Here is a 20068-nt window from a genome sequence, read left to right on the forward strand (position 1 = left end):
GAATTCTTACAGTGCTGTAAAGATTAGACTCGACCAGGCAACTTTGACAAGGGTGTAAGACTTTGACCGCATCACGGGAACCGAAGCGACGGGCCGACGCCACCCGCAGCCGGGCGGCCGTCCTCGACGCCGCCACCCGCCTGCTCGCCACCCGACCGGACGCGGGCATGGCCGCCATCGCCGCCGAGGCGGGGGTGACCCGGCAGACCGTCTACGCGCACTTCGCTTCGCGCGAGGACCTGATCAACGCGGTCGTCGACCGCACGACCGGCCGCGCCGCCGAAGCCATGCAGGCCGCCGACCTCGACAGCGGGCCGGCTACCGCGGCGCTGCTGCGCATGCTCGACGTGGGCTGGCAGTTCTTCCGCGTCTCACCCCTGGCTCACCACGTCGGCGCGTTCGCCCGGCAGCGCGACGAGGACCGCCAGCTGCCGGTCAACCACCGCCTGCTCCGCCTCGTCACCCGTGGGCAGCAGGCCGGCGAATTCACCGACACGGTCACACCGCAGTGGCTCGTCACGGCGATCGTGGCGGTCAGTCATGCGGCGGGCGACGAGGTCAGAGCCGGGCGGATGACCCAGCCGGAGGCTCAGATCACATTGCGCGACAGCGTTCTCCGGCTCGTCGGCGGCCGCCTCGACCACCCCTGAGCCTGCGGGATCAGACCACGGCGACCGTGTCGAGGAGTGCGCGCGCCGCGCCCGGTGTCAAGGCGAGTCCGGCGGTGTGGGCTTCGGCGAAGGCGTCCGCGCCCAAGCCGGTGCGGACCATGGCGGTGGCGCGGTCGATATCGGGTTCTTCGGCAGGCAGCAGCGGCATGCCGGTACCGGCTCGCAGCGCCTCGGCAGCGCCGAGCAGACGTGCGGCGGTAGCGAATTCGCCGAGCGCAGCGGTGGCGGCGGCCGCGCCACCGAGGGCGAACGCGGCGTCGCGGGGCGCGTCCATCCGCTGGGAACCGTCGAAAGCGCGCAGATGTTGGGCCAGACCCGCGGCGGATTCGCCGCGCAGTTCCAGCAGATAGCCCAGTTCGACCTGGAGCATCGGGACGAACAGCGGGATCTCGTCCTCGCCGGCGGGGTCGGTGGGGGCATCGGCGAGCAGGGCGCGCAGCAGTCGCTCCGCCTCCTCGGGACGGCCGTCCCGGCGCGCGGTGAAAGCGAGCACGATCGAGGCGAACAACCGGCCCGCGCCGTCGCCCTGTTCGGCCGCGAGCACCATCGCCTGCTCGGCGAAATCACGCGCTGCGTCGAACTCGGTGTGCTGCATGGCGATCCAACCGAGCCAGCACAGGTGCGACGCGGCCTGCCCCCACAACTCCAGCTCTCTGGCCAGCACCAGGGCTTCGCGATGGATCTCGGCGGCACCGGCCAGATCGCCGGTCAGCTCGGCCAGACCACCGAGCCATTCGGCGGCTTGCAGCCTGCCCCACCGATCGCCGAGCTCGGCGAACAACCGCGCCGCTTCGTTCGCGTAGCGAGTCAGCGCCGCCACATCGGCTCGGCTGTGCGCGGACTTCGCCAGCGCCACCTGGATGGTCGCCACGCTCCAGCGGTCGCCGAGGTCCCGGCACTCCGAAAGCAGCTCTCGCACCGAGGTTTCCAGGTCCTGGTTGGCGCCGGCATCCAGCGCCGCGGTCAGCAGGACGACTTCGGCGCGCACCCGCACGGCGGGGTCGTCGAGGGCGGCGAGCCCCGCCGACACCTGCGCGCGGCGCGTACTCGCCTCGGTGAAGTCGCCCTGCTGGAAGGCCGCGGTGAGCTGCCAGGCCGCCACCGGCGCCCGTCGGTGCGCGCTGCCACCCAGCGCGAGGGCCGCGTCGAACCAGCGTCGGGCCAGGCCGAGGCGGCCACGCAACAGCCAGTACCAGGCCAGGGCGTCGGTGAGTCCGAGCGCCGTGTCGGCGTCGCCCTCCCGCAGCGAATCATCGAGCGCCAGGCGCAGATTCGCGTCCTCGCTGTCGAGCTGACACAGCCATCGTTGCTGGTCGGCGCCGTGGAGTTCGGGCGCGGCGCGCTCGGCCAGCGCACGGTAGTACCGGTGATGCGCCCGCCGCACCGCGATGTCTTCCCCCGCCTCGGCCAGCCGGTCCAGGCTGAACGCCGCCACCGATTCGAGCAGCCGATACCGGCGCCCGCTCTGCTGGACCAGCGATCGGTCGACCAGCCGGGCGATCACATCGGCGACCACGGCGGGCGCGACCGGCGCCGCCGCGCCGTCGATCTCGGCGGCGCACACCGATTCGGCCGCCGCCAAGGTGCAGCCGCCGGCGTGGACGGCCAAGCGGCGCAGCACGACTCGCTCGTCCTCGTCGAGCAGCCCCCAGCTCCAATCGATCATGGCCGCGAGGGTCTGCTGGCGCGGCGGGCCACCACGATGCCCGGTCGCCAGCAGCCGGAACCGGTCGTCGAGCCGGGCCACCATCTCGTGCACACCGAGCGCGCGGACCCTGGTCGCGGCCAGCTCCAGCGCCAGCGGGATGCCGTCGAGCCTGCGGCACAGCGTGGCGACCGCGTCGGCGTTGTCCGCGTCGAGCGCGAACTCCCGCGCGCCCGCCTGCGCGCGAGTCACGAAGAGCCGCACCGCGTTCGACTCGGCGATCGTGGACACGTCACTGCCGGCGGGCGGCACGGTGAGCGGTTCGACCGTGACGACGTCTTCACCGGCCAGACGCAGCTGTTCGCGGCTGGTCGCGAGGATGCGCAGCCGTGGAGCCGCGCCGAGCAGGGCCTCGGTGAGGTCGGCCACGTGTTCGACGATGTGTTCGCAGTTGTCCAGCACCAGCAGCAGTTCCTGTTCGGCCAGCGCCTCCCCCAGTGCCGCCGCCGAACCCGCGCCGTCCGCGAGCCGGACGCCCACGGCCTGTGCCACCGTGTCGGCGAGGCGGTCGGCGTCGGTGGTGGCCGAGGCCAGCGGCGCGAGCTCGACGAGCCAGGTGCCGTGCGCGGCGCGATCGCCGCGGGCCGCCGCGGTCGCCGTGGCGAGGCGGGTCTTGCCGACGCCGCCCGGGCCGATCAACGTCACCAGGCGCGAGTCGTCCAGAGCCCGGCTCAACGCGTCGAGATCGGCTGTCCGGCCGATCAATGCGGTGCGCGGCGCGGGGATGTTCGTCGTGCGCCTGCGGACGACGGCGCGCGGACGAGCGACCACCAGGTCGGGGTCGTGGCCGAGGATCGACCGGTGCAGGTCGACCAGTTCCGGGCTCGGGTCCAGCCCCAGTTCGTCGGCCAGTTGCCTGCGCAGGTCCTCGTAGCCGTCGAGCGCGTCGGCCTGCCTGCCCGCGCCGTAGAGGGCCCGCAGCTGGGCCGCGCGCAGCCGTTCCCGCAGGGGATGTTCCGCGACGAAACGAGTGAGCTCACCGACGACCGCGCCGTATTCGCCCTCGGCGAGCCGGGCCTCGGCCAGTTCCTCGACCGCGACCAGGCGCAGCTCTTCCAGCTGGGCGATGGCCGAGCGGGGGAATTCCGCGTCGCGGAAGTCGGCGAAGGCCGGTCCGCGCCACAGTGCCAGCGCCTCGGTCAATGTCGCGATCCGCTGTCCGGTGTCGGTGTGGGCGCGGGCCTGGGCCAGGAGAGCGCGGAACCGCAAAGCGTCGACCGTGGTAGTGGCCAGGCGGTATCCGGGCGGCGGCGACACGACCAGATCGCGACCGCCGGGTTCGGCGTCCTCGAGCGCGCGGCGCAGCTGCGAGGCCTTGGCGGCGAGGGTGCCCGCGGGATTGCCGGGCGGGTCCTCGCCCCAGATGTCATCGATCAACCGGTCGGCGGACACCGGCTGACCGGCGGCGAGCAGCAGGTCGGCCAGCAGGGCGCGAACCTTGGTCCCGGGGACCGGCACGACGTCACCACCGTCGGTCCACACCGTCAGCGGACCGAGCACACCGAAACGCATAACCGCACCCTAGCGGGTTCCGCGCGCACCGGAATCCGACCGTAAACAAACCGGAAGCCCCCGGGCGCACTGTGGTCCCAACGAGATCGACACACCACAGGAGCACGACATGAAACTCACCGCCCTCGCCCTGATCACCGGCATCGCCGCCACCGCGCTGCTGTCCGCCTGCGGCACCGACAAGACCGCCGCGCCCAGCTCGCCCGGCGCTTACGTCGAGGTCAACGGCCTGCACATGTACTACGAGCGCCATGGCGTGGCGACCGACCAGCCGCCACTGGTGCTGCTGCACGGCGCGCTGTCTGGCATCGGCACCGACTTCGCCGAGCTGATCCCCGAGTTGTCCAAGACCCGTGAGGTGATCGCGATCGAGCAGCAGGCGCACGGCCGCACCGCCGATATCGACCGCCCGCTGCGCACGCCACAGATGGCCGAGGACACCGTCGCGCTGCTCGGTCAGCTCGGCATCCGGCGGATCGACCTGCTCGGCTACAGCATGGGCGCCGGCGTCGCGCTCGACATCACGCTGCGCCACCCGGAACTGGTGCGCAAGCAGGTCCTGCTCTCGGGCGGACTCGGCGTCGAGGCCATGCACCCCGGGCTGATGGACGGGATGGACGAGCTGAAGCCCGAGCACCTGCACGGCTCGACGTTCCACACCGACTACCTGGCCAATGCTCCGCGACCGGAGGACTTCCCCCAGCTGGTGGCCCGGGTCGTCGACCACGACGTGCACGGCATGCCGTCGGTGTCCCCGGAGGCCGCCCGCACCATCAAGGCCCCGACGCTGACCGTGATCGGCGACTCCGACATCGTCCGGCCCGAGCACGCCGTCGAGATGTTCCGGCTCTTCGGCGGCGGCATCATGGGTGACACCCCCGCGGGCCTGCCGAATGCCCAGCTGGCGATCCTGCCCGGCACCTCCCACATCACCGCGCCCCATCGCCCGGAGCTGCTGCTGCCGATGATCCCCGCCTTCCTCGACGCGCCCGTCAAGGACGCCTGATGCGCGAGCCGATGCGGGTGGCCCTGATCGTCGGGTCCACCCGCACAGGCCGTTTCGGTCCGCTGGTGGCCGACTGGTTCGCCGGTCGCCTCGCCCGCCGCCCCGAACTGAGCCTGGACCGGATCGACCTGGCCACCGCCGAGCTGCCCCACCAGCTCCCCGACCTCGACGACGACCGCCCGGACCCGGTGCGCGCGTTGGGTTCCCGGCTCGCGACCGCCGACGCCTTCGTCCTCGTCACCCCCGAGTACAACCGGAGTTTCCCGGCGCCGGTGAAGAACGCGATCGACTGGTTCGACATCGAATGGGCCGCCAAGCCGGTCTGCGTGGTCACCTACTGCCGCGATACCGAAGGCGGCCACGGCGCCGCCCAGCTGCGTCAGGTCTTCGGCGAACTCAACGCCGTCCCGATCCGCCGCACCGTCACCATCACCAAGGCCTGGCAACGCTTCGCCGTCGACGGCTCCTGGCCCCGCCGCGACCCCGAGCTCGACGACACCGTCGAAACCACCCTCGACCAGCTCACCTGGTGGGCCACGGCCCTGCACACCGCCCGCACCACCACCCCCTTCGTGCCGTGACGGCCTGCGCGGACCGATGAGTTCCGGGCCGGGCCGTCGTCTCTTCTGACAAGACGCACCCAGCGGAGGAGTCGCCGTGCCCGTTCGACAATCACCCGAGCAGCTGGTCGCCGTCGGCGATGTCGACCTGTGCGCGACCACCTTCGGCGATCGGCGACAGCCCCCGGTGCTGCTGCCGTGCACCTCGGTGCTGTTCTGGGAAGACGAGTTCTGCCGCAAGCTGGCCGAGGCGGATCGGTTCGTCCTGCGCTACGACATCCGCGACACCGGCCGCTCGACCGCCTATGCGTGCGGCTCCCCCGGCTACACCCTCCGTGACCTGGTCGCCGACCTCCTCGGCCTCCTGGATGTCTTCGAGCTCGCGCGGGCCCAGCTGGTCGGCTTCTCCGTGGCCGGGTGGATCTGCCAGCTCGCCGCACTCGACTACCCCGACCGGGTCTCGGCGCTGACCCTGATCAACACCCGCCCGACCGCGCCCGGCCCCGCCGACCCGGACCTGCCCGAACACGCGGACCGGGTCATGGCGTCGTTCACCCGCAACCCGCTCCCGGACTGGTCCGACCGGGCGGCGGTGATCGACTACCGCGTCGAACAGGCCCGGGTACTCGCGGGCGCCCACGGCTTCGATGAACAGCAGGCGCGACAGCAGGCGACCGCGATGGTCGACCGCACCACCGATGCGGCCGCGAGCGCGCTCAACCTGGCCTATGTCGACTCGGGACCGCGCTGGCGCGAGCGCCTGGGCGACATCACCGCGCCGACCCTCGTCGTCCACGGCACCGACGACCCGTTCTTCCCCTCCGGCAACGGTCGAGCCCTGGCCGACGAGATCCCCGGCGCCGAACTGCTCGCTCTGGACGGCATCGGCCACGAACTCCCGGCCGTCACCTGGGATCGCGTGCTCACCGCCCTGGTTTCGCAATATCCCGACCGAAGCGGCGACGTCGCTGCCTCGCGCGCGATCGTCGCGGGCACGGGAACCGCCATCGACCCTCTATCGGGTGACACACAGCCCCTGCCGCGATCGACATCGCGCCGCGGCGATGAGCCCCCGGCGTCGGCGCACCACGATCGACCACCTGGCGACTCGCGCACCGCGAAGTAGCGAAACGGGTCAGACCGCCAGCGGCAGCTCGACCGGATCGCCGGCTTCGGCGCCCGCGCCGCGCACCACCGCGGCCAGCAGCCCGAGCAGGACAAACTGGTCGCGTGGCAGCAACAGCGCCTCCGGCGCCCAGTTGTGCACGAACCCGACGGCCAGCCCCGACGCGGGATCAGCCCAGCCGCCGGATCCGACGAAACCGATGTGCCCGAACGCGTTTCGCGCACCCGGCACCGGCATGGAGTGGTAGCCCAGCCGCCAGCCCATCGGCAGCAGGAGATTTCGGTCGGGCAGTACCGATTGCAGCCGCGCCATGGTGCGCACCCGCTTGCGGGAGAACAGCGGCGACTCGGTGGCGATCGCGTTGTAGACGGCGGCCAGCGAGCGCGCGGTGAACACTCCGTTCGCGCCGGGCAGTTCACCGCGGAGGATGGCCGGGTCGGCGCCGTGGGCCAGGCGGTCGATGCCCTGGGTGTAGATCGACCGCAGGAAGCCCGCGCCGGGCACCGGAGTACGCGAGGCGAGCCGAATCATCATCTCGGCCTGCGGAATTCCGAGCGGCGTTGTCGATCCGTGCGTCACGGCCACGGTGGTGCGCGCGTCGGGGCCGGGGGCACCGAGGTGCAGACCGTCGACACCCAGCGGCTCGGCCAGCTCCGTGCGATACAGCTCGCCCATGCTCTTGCCGGTCACCGACCTGGCGATGCCCGCGATGATGGTTCCGTACGAAATCGCGTGGTAAGCGGGAATTCCGCGGAATCGGTCCGGTGCGGCGGCGGCGAGGCGTTCCTCGATCAACCGATGATCGGCGAGTTCATCGGCGGTATGGGCGAACACGCCGATCCGCGACAGCCCGGCCCGATGACTCATCGCCTCCGCGACGGTGATCTTCGCTTTGCCGTTCACGCCGAACTCCGGCCAGTACTCCGCGACCGGCGCCCGGTAGTCCACCAGCCCGCGTTCGGCCAGAAGATGCAGCACCGTCGAGGTGACGCCCTTCGACGTCGAATACGACAACGCCGCGGTGTTCTCCTGCCACGGCACCGTGGCCGCGGCATCCGCGCACCCGGCCCACACGTCGACAACCCGCCGTCCGTGCTGGTACACCGCCAGCGCACCACCGCCGCGCCCGCCGTCGAACAGCCGCCCGAACCGGTCGATAGCCTCCCGGAACTGGGGTGCGGCGCTCCCGCGAATCGCGGTGGCCTGCGGCCCGGACGATGCTCCACGCATTAGAAAACCTCACATGTCACCATTGACAGACGGATTCCGGAGCACTGTCCGCAACCAGTCGGAGTGTTTACGTTACCGGAGATCAACAGGCATTTCGAGACCACGTCACCACCTCGATACCCGCCTGCTCACATTCCTCTCCTCCGGAGAATTTCGCTTAACAAGTTTGTCTCAGGAGACCAACCGACCTCGGACCGCGCCGCTTCGCCGCCGGCCCGGCTCGCGGGCTCGAAGAACAGCCCGCCCATGGCGCCCGGGCGCGGGTCGAACCCGCGCCCGGCCGAACGATCGGCGTTCCTGGTCCTCAGACCCGCGAACGGTCGATGCCCGCTTCGATCAGCGCGGTCCGCGCGACGTCCTTCGCGCACGCGGTGAGCGCACCGAGCGCGCTGATCCGGCTGAAGGTCTGCCCGGTGTGGACGACATTGTCGTGCTCGTCGTCACCGTCGACGATCGGCACCGCGCCCGCCAGCAGCCACTTGCGGACATCGGCGACCGAGGGCAGCGTCCCGGTCGCCCGCAGATGCAGTTGCTGCACCAGCAGGATGACACCGGCGACCACGGGGGTGGCCTGACTGGTGCCGTGCTGGATCGACTCACCGGTGTCGTTGCGGATCCCCGACGAGGTCGTCGGGGCGCCGGGCGCGAAGATGTCGGTCGCGCAGTCGCCCCCCGCTGTCGCGTGCAGGCGCTGCGAGAACGGCGTGATCCGGTCCGGCGCCGTGGACAGGGCGGTCGCCCCGGATCCGTAACTGAACGATCCCTCGTCGGCGTCGTAGACCGCGCCGACACTGATCGTCTGACGGAAGATCGCCGGGTAGCTCATCCCCTGGGCGCTGCTGTGCCCGAAGTAGTCGTTACCCGCCGCGACACAGCAGGCGACCCCGGCGTCGGTGAGCTTGCGCAACTCCGCGCCGATGCCGTCACCGGCGAAACCCGCGTCCGAGGTGTTGTTGTCCGAAGCGCCGAGCGACATACAGACCACGGAGATGCCGAGCGCCGCCCGATTGGCCAGTACCCACCGCAGTGCGTCACGGATCGCGAGAAAGCTACCGCCACCGGAGTTGTCGAGCACCTTGACGGGCACGACGTTCGCGCGCGGCGCCATCCCGGTGTGCACGCCGCCGGCGCAGATGATGCCCGCGACATTGGTGCCGTGCCCCTGGCCGTCGGTCGCGTCGGTGGGCGAACCGTTGTTGTCGGTGGTGAAGTTCCGGCTCGCCCGGACCCGACCGGCGAAATCGACGTGGGTGGTGCGCAGCCCGGTATCGAGCACGGCGACGGTCATGCCGGTTCCGTCGACGTTGAACTTGGCCCGCGCCTCGGCCGCGCGCACCAGCAGATCGACCTCGAGCAGTTCGGGCAGCACCGACAGGTCGGACTGCAGCGGCTTCTCGACGGGGACGACCGTGTCGAACGCGACGCCGGCTTCCGGCTCGGCGGAGATGATGTCGGACATGATGATTCCTCCTACAGCGCCGAGTACTCGACGATGAAGTCGAAGACGTCGCGCGTCATCCGACGGCCGAAATTGGGCTTCGAGTTGTCACCGATCGCGCCCGCGGCCCCGCGGAGCACGCCGACCACGTAGGGCCAGCCGTCGGTGTCGTACACGTAGAGGCCGGAACCGCTGTCGCCGTACCACGCGTCCATGAAGAAGTTGATGTACTGGCCGTTGAGCAGCCCGTTGCCTTCGTTGCCCCAGATCTGCGGCTGCGCCTTGTCACTGGGATGTCCGTACAGATACATCCGGTTGCCGGTCACCACGTTGTCGGGCGCGACCCACAGGCCCTTCCACCCCGAGGCCCGGCCGGGAAAGTCCCCGTAACCGGAGAACTCGATGACGGCGTAATCGAATCGCGCGTCACCGCCCGCGTTGTTGACCCAGCCCCCGGGCACCGTCACGTTGTAGCCGCCGTGGCTGCCGAAAGGCATCGGGGTGGGGTCCTGACGATCGGTACCGGGCGCGAAGGACGCGAACGGCAGCCAGTTCGTCCCGTTGTGCACCACGTGCGCCGCGGTCACCGCGGTCGATGGCCCGACCATCGTCCCTGACCCGGCGTATCCGCCGCCCGGCAGCGCGAGGTAGGTGACCGTGCTCATCGGATACACCGTGTTGTCACGGCGCACAACACGGTTGTCGGTGCCGATGATGCCCGACAGCGCGTGCAGCGACTTGGCGTCGATGTGTTCGGACTCCGAGCGCGGCAGCGCGGTGTAGGACGACGTGCGCCGATCGCGGTCGGCCCGCAGCAGCTCGACGAACGAGGTGTTCGGCGCGTCGGTCGTGTATTCCTTGCCGTCGTTGAAGATCACCGGCCGCAGCGCTTCGGCGAGCTCGTAGTCCGACATCTCGAGAACGGAGCCGAGTTCGTCCCCGTACGGCGGTTCGACGCGCGGATACACCGAGTTCGGCGACACCCTCGCATCACCGACGAGCGTCAGCGGTTTCCCCTTGGGCGATGTCAATGTGGTCATGGCGGTAGACATGCGGACTCCTCGTTTTCCGAGCGGCTTCCGATGCCCATCGCCACGTCAGCCGCGGATTGTGTGCCGCTCTCAACGTACGAAGATGCGACCCGACCAGCGCGAGTACACGGCTACCCCACTTCCCGGGCCTACTACCTGCGTCCCACGCCAGACCAGCTGGCGATGACCGCCCGCGTCGACGTCGATCCGATGACGGGTTCGCTATCTCATCCGGTACGGGTGATGACCGGCCGAAGTCGACGGAGAACCCTGACTTCGTGGTCGACCGACCGCCTACCGGAACGGAGAACACGATGTCCAAGACCGACGACGAAACCTTCCTCTATCTCGCGACCTACCCGGACGAAGCCACGGCTCGACAGGACTACCAGGTCGTCAAGGACCTGCACGCCGGGGGCTTGGTCGGTTCATACGACGCGGCCGTGGTGACCAAGGACGCCAAGGGCAAGGTGCACGAGAACAAGGACGAGACCGCCACGCGCCACGGCGCCTGGGGCGGCATCGCGGCAGGCGCGGTACTCGGTGTGATCTTCCCGCCCGGGGTCCTCGCCTCGGCCGCCGTCGGCGGCGTCATCGGAAGCGTCAGCGGCCACCTCGCCCGGGGCATGTCCCGCTCGAAGGTCAAAGAACTCGGTGACTTCATCGACCCCGGCCAAGCGGGCCTGGTCGTCATCGGTGAGCTCAAGGTCAAAGAGGCCATCGAGAAGGCTGTCACCAGGGCCGAGAAGGAGACCGCGGAGGAACTCGGGGTCGCGCCCGAAGACATCGACCGGGCGTTGCAGGATGCCTTGAAGGGGCTCTAGCGCGCCGATCGTCCGCCGTCCGGCCGGAACCGGCGGCTAGTTGTTGGCGCGTTGGATGGAGCGTCGGACCAAGCCGCGGATGCCGGGGAGCTGGATTGCGCGCAGCATCATTTCGCCCGCCCACACCTGTGCGCGAGATGCCGGGCGAATCGGCTGATTCCCTTCCGCGCCAACGCCTGTCGCTTGTCCACCTCGGGCCGCAACGCCGTTTCCCAGGCACCGAGGGCGGCGGGATTGTCGTCGCCGTGTGCCGCGAGCGCGGTGCCGAGCCGGTCGGCGCCGTCGAGGGCGAGGGCGGCGCCGTACCCGGCGAAGACCGTTACGCACCAAGCCGCGTCACCGACCAGGACGACGCGGCCCTGGCTCCAGCGGTCCATCACGATCTGGCCGACGGAATCGAAGTAGGCGGTGTCGGGCTCGAGCTGACGAAGCGCCTCGGCGACACCGCCGCCGAGATCCCCGAACGCTCGGGTGAGGGCGGGGGCGGCGCCGAGAGCGAGTTCGGCGGCAGGGTCGGGGCAGCGATAGGCGAAGAACGCCGACGACCTTCCCGGCCCCAGGTTCATCACCGCGCCCGTGCGGCCGGGACCGATGAACGTGGTGCCGACACCGTCGGGCAGGTGGACAGGCGAGGTTTCCAGCGGAAATGCGCCGACCATATGGCCCAGGTCCACGAAATACTCCGACTCGGCACCGAATACGAGCTCTCGAACCCGGGAGTGCACGCCGTCCGCGCCGACGAGGAGTTCGCTGCGCAGGCGGGTGTCGTCACTGAGGGTGACGTCGACCTCCCCGGCGGTCTGGGTAATGGCCCGCACCGTGACGCCGAAACGGATATCGGCGAACTCGGCGACGGCGTCATACAGTGCCGATTCCACATCACCGCGGAACACACTCAAGGCCCGGCCCCCGACGGCGGCCTCGGTGACGGCGGCGGGAATCCTGAGTTTCTCCCGCCCATCAGCGTGGACGAGGACCGAGGTGAAGAAGCCGATATCGCGCGGGGTCAACGCCGGCAGCAACCCGAGCCGCTCGGCAGCGGCGTACCCGGGCCCGTGCAGGTTCACCAGGTAACCGCTACTGCGCCGACTGGGCGCACGTTCGACCACGACGACATCCCAGCCCTCCTGCCGCAATCGCACCGCGGCAGCCAGCCCGGCGATCCCTGCCCCGATGACCGTCGCCCGTCTGCCCGATGACTCGGCTTGCCGCTGCGCGACGCTGTCGATGGCTTCCATTGCCACTCCTCGGTTCGATGTGCTGTCGGCGAGCACTACTCACGACCTCTCGCCATGCGTCAACTAGTAGTTGACGCATGGGCTATCGTCAACCTTTAGTTGACGATCGGTTCGGCCGACATCCCCCAACGACGAGGAGTTGAAGCCCGTGAAACCTCTTAGTACACAAGTTCATTCGTGTCATGGCCCGCCTCGACCCCGCTGAGCCCACCTCCCGCAGCAACCTGATCGTCGCCACCTGGCACGTCCAACGCGCTGCGGGCAGTGAGATTCAGCGAGGAATCCGCCGCCGGGTCGGAAGACTCCGGGCAGCCAGATCTCGCGAAACGAGCGACTCGCATTGCCAGACGGGTTGACGCCACCGAGTGCGAGCAGAGAATCTTGGCGCTCTATGGTTGCTCTCCGCAAACGCAAAAAGGTCAGGCACAATAACCGTGCCTGACCTTTTTGGTAATGCTCCCCCATCTGGACTCGAACCAGAAACCTGCCGATTAACAGTCGGCTGCTCTGCCAATTGAGCTATAGGGGAATACTCTCCTGAACCGTTAGACTCAGGCGGTCTGCCTTGGCGGGCTGACCGAGATGAAACTTTAGCGCATGGCATCGCAGGTTCCCAAATCGGGCCGCTACCTGCGGACATGCGGCGTATAACGATGTGCCGACGAACGGTGGCCGGATCGACAGGGGTGGGGCCGCTGGGGCAGGATGGAGCCCGCACACAGACGTGGGAGGAGCTCCAGGAGATGCTGCGGTTGATCATCGGCGTAGCGGCCGGTTATGTGCTGGGCACCAAGGCCGGGCGCGCGCGCTACGAGCAGATCAGTGCGGCGACGCGGGCCGTCGCGGGGAGCCCGGTGACGAGGAAGCTGGTGTCGGTGAGCCGGCAGAAGCTGTCGGACAAGTTGAGCACGCAGCCGAAGCTGGAGCCGATGGAGCCGATCGACGAGCGCACCACGGTGCTGATCCCGCACAACCAGCTGCGCCGCTGACTCAGGCGCCGGCCGCGTAGCCCTCGCTGCCCATCGCCTGGGCGGCGAGGCTCTTGCGGTACTGCTCGAGCGCGACCAGATCGCCGAACAGGGTCATGTAGGTGTCGGGCTCTTCGCTGGCCGACAGCCGCTGCAGCTTGGACTTCAGTTCGGCGATCTGGCGGCCCACCCAGGCCTCCTGGGTGCGCGCCATGACACCGGTGATGAAGCGCGGGATGTCGTTCTGGGACCGCACCGGCAGCTGCTCGTTGGCGAGCTCGGAGACCAGGGCACGTGTCATCAGGTCGTCGGTGTGGTCGGCCACAGCCGCGACCCATTCCGCGCCGCCGAGACCGGCCGCGGTGCCACCGGCCTGCGCGATCATGATGCGCAGCGCCACGTAGGCCGGGTGGGTGAACGCGGCGGTGTCGATGGAGTCGAAGACCACACCGGCGATGCCGGGGTATTGCAGTGCGGCGCTGAGGGTTTGACGCTGGGCTAGCAGCACCGGATCGTTGGGCGCCGGGCGCACCGAGCTCTCCTCGACCCGCGGCGCGGCGAACTGCTCGCCGCCGGACTTGCCCGCCTGCTTGGCGCCCGCACCGGCGGTGCCGCCCATCCGGTTCTTCTTGGCTTCCTCGCCGACGCGACGAACGACGAGCTGGATGTCGTCCCAGCCGACCCAGCCCGCCAGTTTGGTCGCGTAACCCTTGCGGGTCGCGTTGTCCTTGATCTGGGCCACCACGGGCACGGTGCGGCGCAGCGCCTCGACCCTGCCCTCGACATCGTCGAGGTTGTGTTCGGCGAGCAGACCGCGAATCACGAACTCGTAGAGCGGGGTTCGGCGCGCGACCAGGTCGCGGACGGCGGCGTCACCGGAGTGCTGACGCAGCTCGCACGGGTCCTGGCCGTCGGGGGCGACGGCGATGTAGGTCTGCCCGGCCAGCCGCTGGTCGCCGCTGAAGGCTTTCAGGGCTGCGGCCTGGCCCGCGGCGTCACCGTCGAAGGTGTAGATGATCTCGCCGCGCCAGAAGTTGTCGTCCATCAGCAGCCTGCGCAGCACCTGCAGGTGCTCCTCGCCGAAGGCGGTGCCGCAGGAGGCGACGGCGGTCTTCACCCCGGCCAGGTGCATGGCCATCACGTCGGTGTAGCCCTCGACGACGACGGCCTGGTGCCCCTTGGAGATCTCACGCTTGGCGTGGTCGAGGCCGAAGAGCACCTGGGACTTCTTGTACAGCAACGTCTCCGGCGTGTTCACGTACTTGCCGGGCATGGTGTCGTCGTCGAAGAGCTTGCGCGCGCCGAAGCCGATCACCTCGCCGCCGAGGTTGCGGATCGGCCACAGCAGCCGACGGTGGAACCGGTCGATCGGGCCGCGCTTGCCCTGCTTGGACAGCCCGGCCGCTTCCAGTTCCTTGAACTCGAAGCCCTTGCGCAGCAGGTGCTTGGTGAGCACGTCCCAGCCGCCCGGGGCGTAGCCGCAGCCGAACTGCTGAGCGGCGGCGGCATCGAAGTTGCGGTCGGTCAGGTACTTGCGCGCGGTCTCGGCCTCGGGTTCGCGCAGCTGCGCCACGTAGAACTCGTGCGCGGCGGCGTTGGCGGCGACCAGCCGGGAGCGGGTGCCGCGGTCGCGCTGGACCGAGGTGCCGCCGCCCTCGTAGTTGATCTGATAGCCGATGCGGTCGGCCATCTGCTCGACGGCCTCGACGAAACCGATGTGCTCGATCTGCTGCAGGAACTTGTAGACGTCACCGCCCTCGCCACAGCCGAAGCAGTGGAACAGGCCGTGGTTGGGCCGCACGTGGAACGACGGCGACTTCTCGTCGTGGAAGGGGCACAGGCCCTTGATCGAGTCGGCGCCCGCGCGCTTGAGCGCCACGTACTCGCCGACGACATCTTCGATCCGGACCCGGTCACGGATCGCCGCGATATCGCGATCTGGGATTCGTCCGGCCACGATGAGTGAGTCTAGTCGGGTCCGCTCAGCGGCAGTCCAGCGAGGCGGCGACGCGCTCGAAGCGGCTCTCGGTGTAGGAGGCGATCTGGTCGATCACCACGCGCACCCGGGCGGTGTCGTCGGTGGCGGCGTTCCACCACGGCAGCATCTGGTCGTCCAGGTGGGCGGGCGCGGTGGTGAGCAGGCGGTCGGCGACGGCCTGTACCCGCTCGCGCTGGGTCTGCTGACGGGCCAGGTGGCCGCGGTCGGAGCGCACATAGCGCAGTGCGACGGTCTTGAGGACCGCGACCTCGGCGGCCACGATCGGCGGCACGATCAGATCGGCCTCGTAGCGCAGGAGCGGGCCCGGCCCGTAGCGCTCGTGGGTGGCGGCGATCGCGGCGGTCGCGAACCGGCCGACCAGCTCGCTGGTGAGCCGCTTCAGCGCGACCGAGGCGGCGAAGGTGCCGTCGTAGTCCACCGCGTCGGCGACGACGTCGAGTTCGGACAGCCGCTGCGCGGCGGCGGCGAGCGCGTCGATCGACTGGTCGGGGTGCTGGCCGTGGCCCTGTTCGGCGAGGGCGGCCTGTTCGCTGGGGTCGGCCAGGGCGCGCAGGTCGATCCGGCCGACGATCACGCCGTCCTCCACGTCGTGCACCGAGTAGGCGACGTCGTCGGACCAGTCCATGATCTGGCATTCCAGGCTCTGCTTGCGGTCCGGCGCGTCCTTGCGGACCCAGGCCAGGCGCTCGAGGTCGTCCTCGTAGGCGCCGAACTTGGTGCCGGAACCGCTTCTGCCCCACGGGTATTTGAGGGTCGCGTCGAGCGCGGCGCGGGTCAGGTTGAGGCCGGCGCTGTCTCCGGCGGGGTCGAGAACCTTCGGTTCGAGGCGGGTCAGGATGCGCAGGTTCTGCGCGTTGCCTTCGAAACCGCCGTATGCGTCGGCGAATTCGTCGAGGGCGCGTTCGCCGTTGTGACCGTAGGGCGGGTGGCCGATGTCGTGGGCGAGGCCGGCCAGGTCGACGAGGTCGGGGTCGGCGCCGACGCCGTCGGCGATGCTGCGGCCGATCTGGGCGACCTCGAGCGAGTGGGTGAGCCGGGTGCGCGGGGTGTCGCCCTCGCGCGGGCCCATGACCTGGGTCTTGTCGGCCAGACGGCGCAGCGCCGCGGAGTGCAGCACGCGGGCTCGGTCGCGGGAGAACTCACTGCGGTGGCCCTTGTCCGCGGCGCCCGGCCAGGCGGTCTTGCCCGGCTCGTGAACCATCCGTTCCCGGTCGTGCGGGGTGTAGCTGTCGGTCATCGAATCTCACTGTCCCGCCGTGTAAGAGAAATCTGCCGAGAAATGGGTGAGCTGGTACCAGAGCAGCGCGCCGGTCTCGCGGGCGATGCCGTGGAACTGCGATTCCCTGGTGTAGACCGCCGGTCCGGTGCGGGTCGGCGCGGTCCACGCGTCCAGTCCGGCGTCGCGAGCCATCGTCCTGGTCCGCAGTGAATGCCACGGATCGCTCACGAGTACGGCCGATGACATCCCGCGCGCCTGCATGGCGGTCGAGACCGCTTCGACGCTGCGCAGGGTGTCCGATCCGGTCTCCACCGCGAGGATGTCCGCGCTGGGGACGCCCTTGTCCTCGAGGTAGCGCTTGCCCGAGGCTGCCTCGGTGTAGAGGTCGCCCTCCTGTTTGCCGCCGACGGTGATCACCCGGGGCGCGACACCGGCTTCGTAGAGCCGCCACGCCTGGTACAGCCGCGCCTCGAACACCGACGAAGGGGTGCCCGAATACTGCGCGGCGCCGAGCACCACGATCGCGTCGGCGTTGGTGTAGTCGTCGATCCGAGCGACCTGCCACACCCGGAAGGCCGTTCCGGCGACGAGCACCACCCCCATCAGCACCGCCCCGGCGATGATCCGGCCGATCCACCGCGAGACCGACGACGCGAGCCCGTGCGGGCGCCGAGCATCCGGGGCAGGTGCGGCCGTTCGCGGGAAACCCGATTTCATCCTGATCAGTCTGCCAGGTCGGGCCGACCGCCGATCATGCCAGCGGTCACCACCGGATTCCGGTCCGGTGAACTACCGATGGCGCGACCGCCGGTCCAGTCCAGGCGCGCGGCGATGTCGACCATCGAGCGGACCAGTGGACGGTGTCCGCCTACGCCTCGGATCTGGGTTTCACCCTGACCGGACCCGCCTTCGCGGCGCGCTGACCCCACCGCGGACAGCGGACGCGACACCGATTCGAGTAGTCCAACCACTCGACAATCGCCTGGTCAGGGGCGTGTACTGGGACTGGTGCCCTGCGACGACACCAGGACACCGAGTTGGGCGGTCTGGTCAACCGGGTAGCCCTCCCACTGGTCGTCCGCCAGGCGGGCGGCATCTCCCGGTCCCCCTGGACCGGGAGCACGCAGGTTCCACAAGCATCCCTCTGTTGCGCGAACCCTCGTTTTCGTACCAACGGCTCCTCGAAGGAGGTTGCCCTCAGAGATCTCCGCGCGACCCCCCACCATCGCGATCCGGAGTCGCATGACCCGCCAAGAATCTGCTGGCCGGGGCGTTGTCGGCAGGCCGACAGCCTGATCTACTGTCCATCCTGCTCGCGATGCCCATGGCCGGCATCGGGTCGGCGGTGTAACCCACCGTCAGGAGTCGGCGGCGTCAGAACCGTCGGAGGAACGGCATCATGGCCCGGGCCAGGTGCCGTTTTTCTGTCCCGTCGGACTCACCAGCCCCGTTCGCGCCACTCGGCGAGGTGCGGACGCTCGTCGCCGAGGGTGGTGTCGTCACCGTGGCCCGGGTAGACGACGGTGTCGTCGGCGAAGCGGTCGAACAGCTTGGTGGTGACATCGGTGAGCAGGGTGTCGAAGTCGGCCGGGTGGTGGGTCTTGCCGACGCCACCGGGGAACAGGGAGTCGCCGGTGAAGAGGTGGGCCCGGCCCGCGCCGTCGACGAGGGCCAGCGCGATGGAGCCGGGGGTGTGGCCGCGCAGGTGGATCGCTTCGAGGACGATATCGCCGACCTGGACCGTGTCGCCGTCGGCGAGCAGGCGGTCGGGTTGCACCGGCAGCGGAGCGGCGTCGAGGGGGTGGGCCGCGGTCGCGACGCCGAGGGCGCCGGCGACCTCGGACAGCGCCTGCCAGTGGTCGGGGTGCTGATGGGTGGTGACGATCAACTCGATCTGGCCCGGGGTCTCCTGGCCGGTCAGCTCGAGGATGCGGGCGGCGTCGTTGGCCGCGTCGATCAGGATCGCGGCACCGGTGGCGGTGCTCTGCACGAGGTAGGTGTTGTTGTCCATCGGGCCGACGGACATCTTCACGATGCGGGCGCCGGGCACATCCCGCTGCTGGGCGGCCCCGCTCGCGGTGACATGTCCGGTGTAGAGGCGATCGACTGTGGCCATGCGCCGATCGTAGAAGCCACGCTGCGCGCCGTCGTACCCGCGTGGTCGCCGTGCGCCCGTTAGATTCGACACATGCGGCAGTCGAGGAAGAGTTCGGCCCCACGTCCGGTTCCGGTACGCGCCATGGCCGGTCTGCTGTGCGCGATGTTCGCCGCGCTGAGCCTGCTGTGCGCGCCGGGCGCGACCGCCGAGCCGCCGTCGCGGATGGGACCGCAGGTGGTCGACGCCGCCGAGGTGCTCAGCGGCGCCGACGAGGCCGGGGTGCTCGAGGCGGTCGATCGGCTCTACCGCGACCACCAGGTGAAGCTCTGGGTGATCTACGTGCGGAACTTCGCCGCGATGGCGCCGCGCGACTGGGCCGCGCGGACCGCCGAGCTGTCCGGGTTCTCCGATCGCGATCTGCTGTTGGCGGTGGCCGTGGACGATCGCGGCTACTGGCTCCACGGCGTCCTGCCCGACGCCGTCAGCGACGGGGAGCTGGACGCGCTGCTGGCCGGCACGGTGGAACCGGATCTGCGCGACCGCGAATGGGCGCAGGCCGGGATCGACACCGCCGACGGCATCGGGTCGGCGATGCGCGGCGCGGGCGTGCCGTGGGGCTGGCTGGTCGGCATCGGGCTGGTGGTCGTCGTGGGCGCGGGTGGGCTGATCCTGTTCTCCCGCAAGCGTCGTCGCGATCAGGATCGGGCCGAACTGAGCACCGCCCGCGAGGTCGATCCGGCGGATTCGGGTGCGCTGGCCAAGCTGTCGCTGCCGACGCTGCAAGCGCTCTCGCGCGAACGGCTCGTCGAGATCGACGACGCCGTGCGCACCAGCGCCGAGGAATTGGCCCTGGCCACCAGCGAATTCGGCGAGACCGCTGTGACGCCGTTCCGCACCGCGCTCGACGCCGCCCGCGCCGCCACCGCGAAGGCGTTCACGATCCGCCAGCAGCTCGACGACGCCGTCCCGGAGACCCCGGACCAGCAGCGCAGCATGCTGATCGACCTGATCTCCACCGCGGGCAAGGCCGACCGTGAACTCGACACCCAGGTGACCGACTTCGACGCCATGCGCGATCTGCTCATCGACGCGCCGGCCCGGCTGGACGGACTCACCCGCGACATCGTCGACCTGACCGCGCGCCAGCCCGCGTCCGAAGCCGAACTGGCCCGGCTGAATTCGGCCTACCCGGCCTCGGTGCTGGCGCCGATCCACGACAACGTGCGGATGGCGGCGGAACGGATGACCTTCGCCGAGCAGAACATCGATACCGCCCGCACCGCGCTGACCAGGCCGGTCGGCCAGCAGGGCGGCGCGGTCGCGGCGATCCGCGCGGCCGAGGGCGCGATCGGCCAAGCCCGCACGCTGCTCGACGCGGTGGACCAGGCCGCGACGAACATCCAGCAGGCTCGCGACGGGCTGCCCGCCGCGCTCGACGAACTC

The 20068-nt window shown here is 70.0% G+C and carries 16 protein-coding genes and 1 tRNA gene; 7 read left to right on the plus strand and 10 right to left on the minus strand.

Annotated elements, in window-relative coordinates; all coding sequences use genetic code 11:
• Positions 1-62: 62 nt before the first annotated feature.
• Positions 63-650, plus strand: a complete 588-nt coding sequence (locus V8688_RS02180; RefSeq protein ID WP_342800049.1) for a TetR/AcrR family transcriptional regulator — start codon at positions 63-65, stop codon at positions 648-650.
• A 10-nt stretch (positions 651-660) separates the two neighbouring features.
• Here V8688_RS02180 and V8688_RS02185 read toward each other — a convergent pair whose 3' ends face one another.
• Positions 661-3888 carry a BTAD domain-containing putative transcriptional regulator gene (locus tag V8688_RS02185; RefSeq protein WP_342800050.1) on the minus strand — a complete coding sequence of 1076 codons (3228 nt, stop codon included), beginning with the start codon at positions 3886-3888 and terminating at the stop codon, positions 661-663.
• Positions 3889-3997: 109 nt separating this feature from the next.
• On the opposite strand from V8688_RS02185, the gene V8688_RS02190 reads away from it, so the two are divergent.
• The 3 genes from V8688_RS02190 to V8688_RS02200 all read left to right on the plus strand — a co-directional run bounded on the left by V8688_RS02190 (position 3998) and on the right by V8688_RS02200 (position 6580).
• A complete protein-coding gene (locus tag V8688_RS02190) occupies positions 3998-4894 on the plus strand; it encodes an alpha/beta hydrolase (RefSeq protein WP_342800051.1) in 897 nt (298 codons plus the stop codon).
• Positions 4894-5475, plus strand: coding sequence for an NAD(P)H-dependent oxidoreductase (locus V8688_RS02195; RefSeq protein ID WP_342800052.1), 582 nt, complete (start codon positions 4894-4896; stop codon positions 5473-5475). Before V8688_RS02190 ends, V8688_RS02195 begins: the two co-directional genes overlap by 1 nt.
• Positions 5476-5551: 76 nt before the next feature.
• A complete protein-coding gene (locus tag V8688_RS02200; RefSeq protein WP_342800053.1) occupies positions 5552-6580 on the plus strand; it encodes an alpha/beta hydrolase in 1029 nt (342 codons plus the stop codon).
• Positions 6581-6589: 9 nt separating this feature from the next.
• Here the strand turns inward: V8688_RS02200 and V8688_RS02205 are convergent, their stop codons facing one another.
• The 3 genes from V8688_RS02205 to V8688_RS02215 all read right to left on the minus strand — a co-directional run bounded on the left by V8688_RS02205 (position 6590) and on the right by V8688_RS02215 (position 10300).
• Positions 6590-7810: a serine hydrolase domain-containing protein gene (locus tag V8688_RS02205; RefSeq protein ID WP_342800054.1), complete on the minus strand. Its 1221-nt coding sequence runs from the start codon at positions 7808-7810 to the stop codon at positions 6590-6592.
• A gap of 304 nt (positions 7811-8114) precedes the next feature.
• Positions 8115-9269: a S8 family serine peptidase gene (locus V8688_RS02210; protein ID WP_342800055.1), complete on the minus strand. Its 1155-nt coding sequence runs from the start codon at positions 9267-9269 to the stop codon at positions 8115-8117.
• Positions 9270-9280: 11 nt separating this feature from the next.
• A complete protein-coding gene (locus tag V8688_RS02215; protein ID WP_218718962.1) occupies positions 9281-10300 on the minus strand; it encodes a hypothetical protein in 1020 nt (339 codons plus the stop codon).
• A 293-nt stretch (positions 10301-10593) separates the two neighbouring features.
• On the opposite strand from V8688_RS02215, the gene V8688_RS02220 reads away from it, so the two are divergent.
• Positions 10594-11103: a DUF1269 domain-containing protein gene (locus V8688_RS02220; protein WP_342800056.1), complete on the plus strand. Its 510-nt coding sequence runs from the start codon at positions 10594-10596 to the stop codon at positions 11101-11103.
• 107 nt (positions 11104-11210) lie between these two features.
• Here the strand turns inward: V8688_RS02220 and V8688_RS02225 are convergent, their stop codons facing one another.
• Both V8688_RS02225 and V8688_RS02230 read right to left on the minus strand, forming a co-directional pair.
• Positions 11211-12341, minus strand: coding sequence for an FAD-dependent oxidoreductase (locus V8688_RS02225; RefSeq protein ID WP_342800057.1), 1131 nt, complete (start codon positions 12339-12341; stop codon positions 11211-11213).
• Positions 12342-12797: 456 nt separating this feature from the next.
• Positions 12798-12870, minus strand: a tRNA-Asn gene (locus V8688_RS02230).
• Between the two features lie 214 nt (positions 12871-13084).
• Between V8688_RS02230 and V8688_RS02235 the strand changes: the two genes are divergently transcribed.
• Positions 13085-13330, plus strand: coding sequence for a hypothetical protein (locus tag V8688_RS02235; protein ID WP_218721605.1), 246 nt, complete (start codon positions 13085-13087; stop codon positions 13328-13330).
• 1 nt (position 13331) lies between these two features.
• On the opposite strand, the gene dnaG is transcribed toward V8688_RS02235, so the two are convergent.
• The 4 genes from dnaG to V8688_RS02255 all read right to left on the minus strand — a co-directional run bounded on the left by dnaG (position 13332) and on the right by V8688_RS02255 (position 18643).
• The gene (gene dnaG, locus V8688_RS02240) at positions 13332-15266 is read right to left on the minus strand and encodes a DNA primase (RefSeq protein ID WP_316573927.1); all 1935 of its coding nucleotides are present in this window, start codon (positions 15264-15266) and stop codon (positions 13332-13334) included.
• A gap of 25 nt (positions 15267-15291) precedes the next feature.
• Positions 15292-16545 carry a deoxyguanosinetriphosphate triphosphohydrolase gene (locus V8688_RS02245; RefSeq protein WP_218721602.1) on the minus strand — a complete coding sequence of 418 codons (1254 nt, stop codon included), beginning with the start codon at positions 16543-16545 and terminating at the stop codon, positions 15292-15294.
• A 6-nt stretch (positions 16546-16551) separates the two neighbouring features.
• Positions 16552-17244, minus strand: coding sequence for a YdcF family protein (locus tag V8688_RS02250; protein ID WP_218721600.1), 693 nt, complete (start codon positions 17242-17244; stop codon positions 16552-16554).
• Positions 17245-17965: 721 nt separating this feature from the next.
• Positions 17966-18643, minus strand: a complete 678-nt coding sequence (locus V8688_RS02255) for an MBL fold metallo-hydrolase (protein WP_218721598.1) — start codon at positions 18641-18643, stop codon at positions 17966-17968.
• 72 nt (positions 18644-18715) lie between these two features.
• Here V8688_RS02255 and V8688_RS02260 point away from each other — a divergent pair.
• Positions 18716-20068 (plus strand): TPM domain-containing protein (locus tag V8688_RS02260; RefSeq protein ID WP_342800058.1); only part of this gene is annotated, 1353 nt, incomplete at its 3' end.

It is taken from the genome of Nocardia sp. No.11, assembly GCF_038752175.1.
GTDB classification, from domain to species: domain Bacteria; phylum Actinomycetota; class Actinomycetes; order Mycobacteriales; family Mycobacteriaceae; genus Nocardia; species Nocardia canadensis.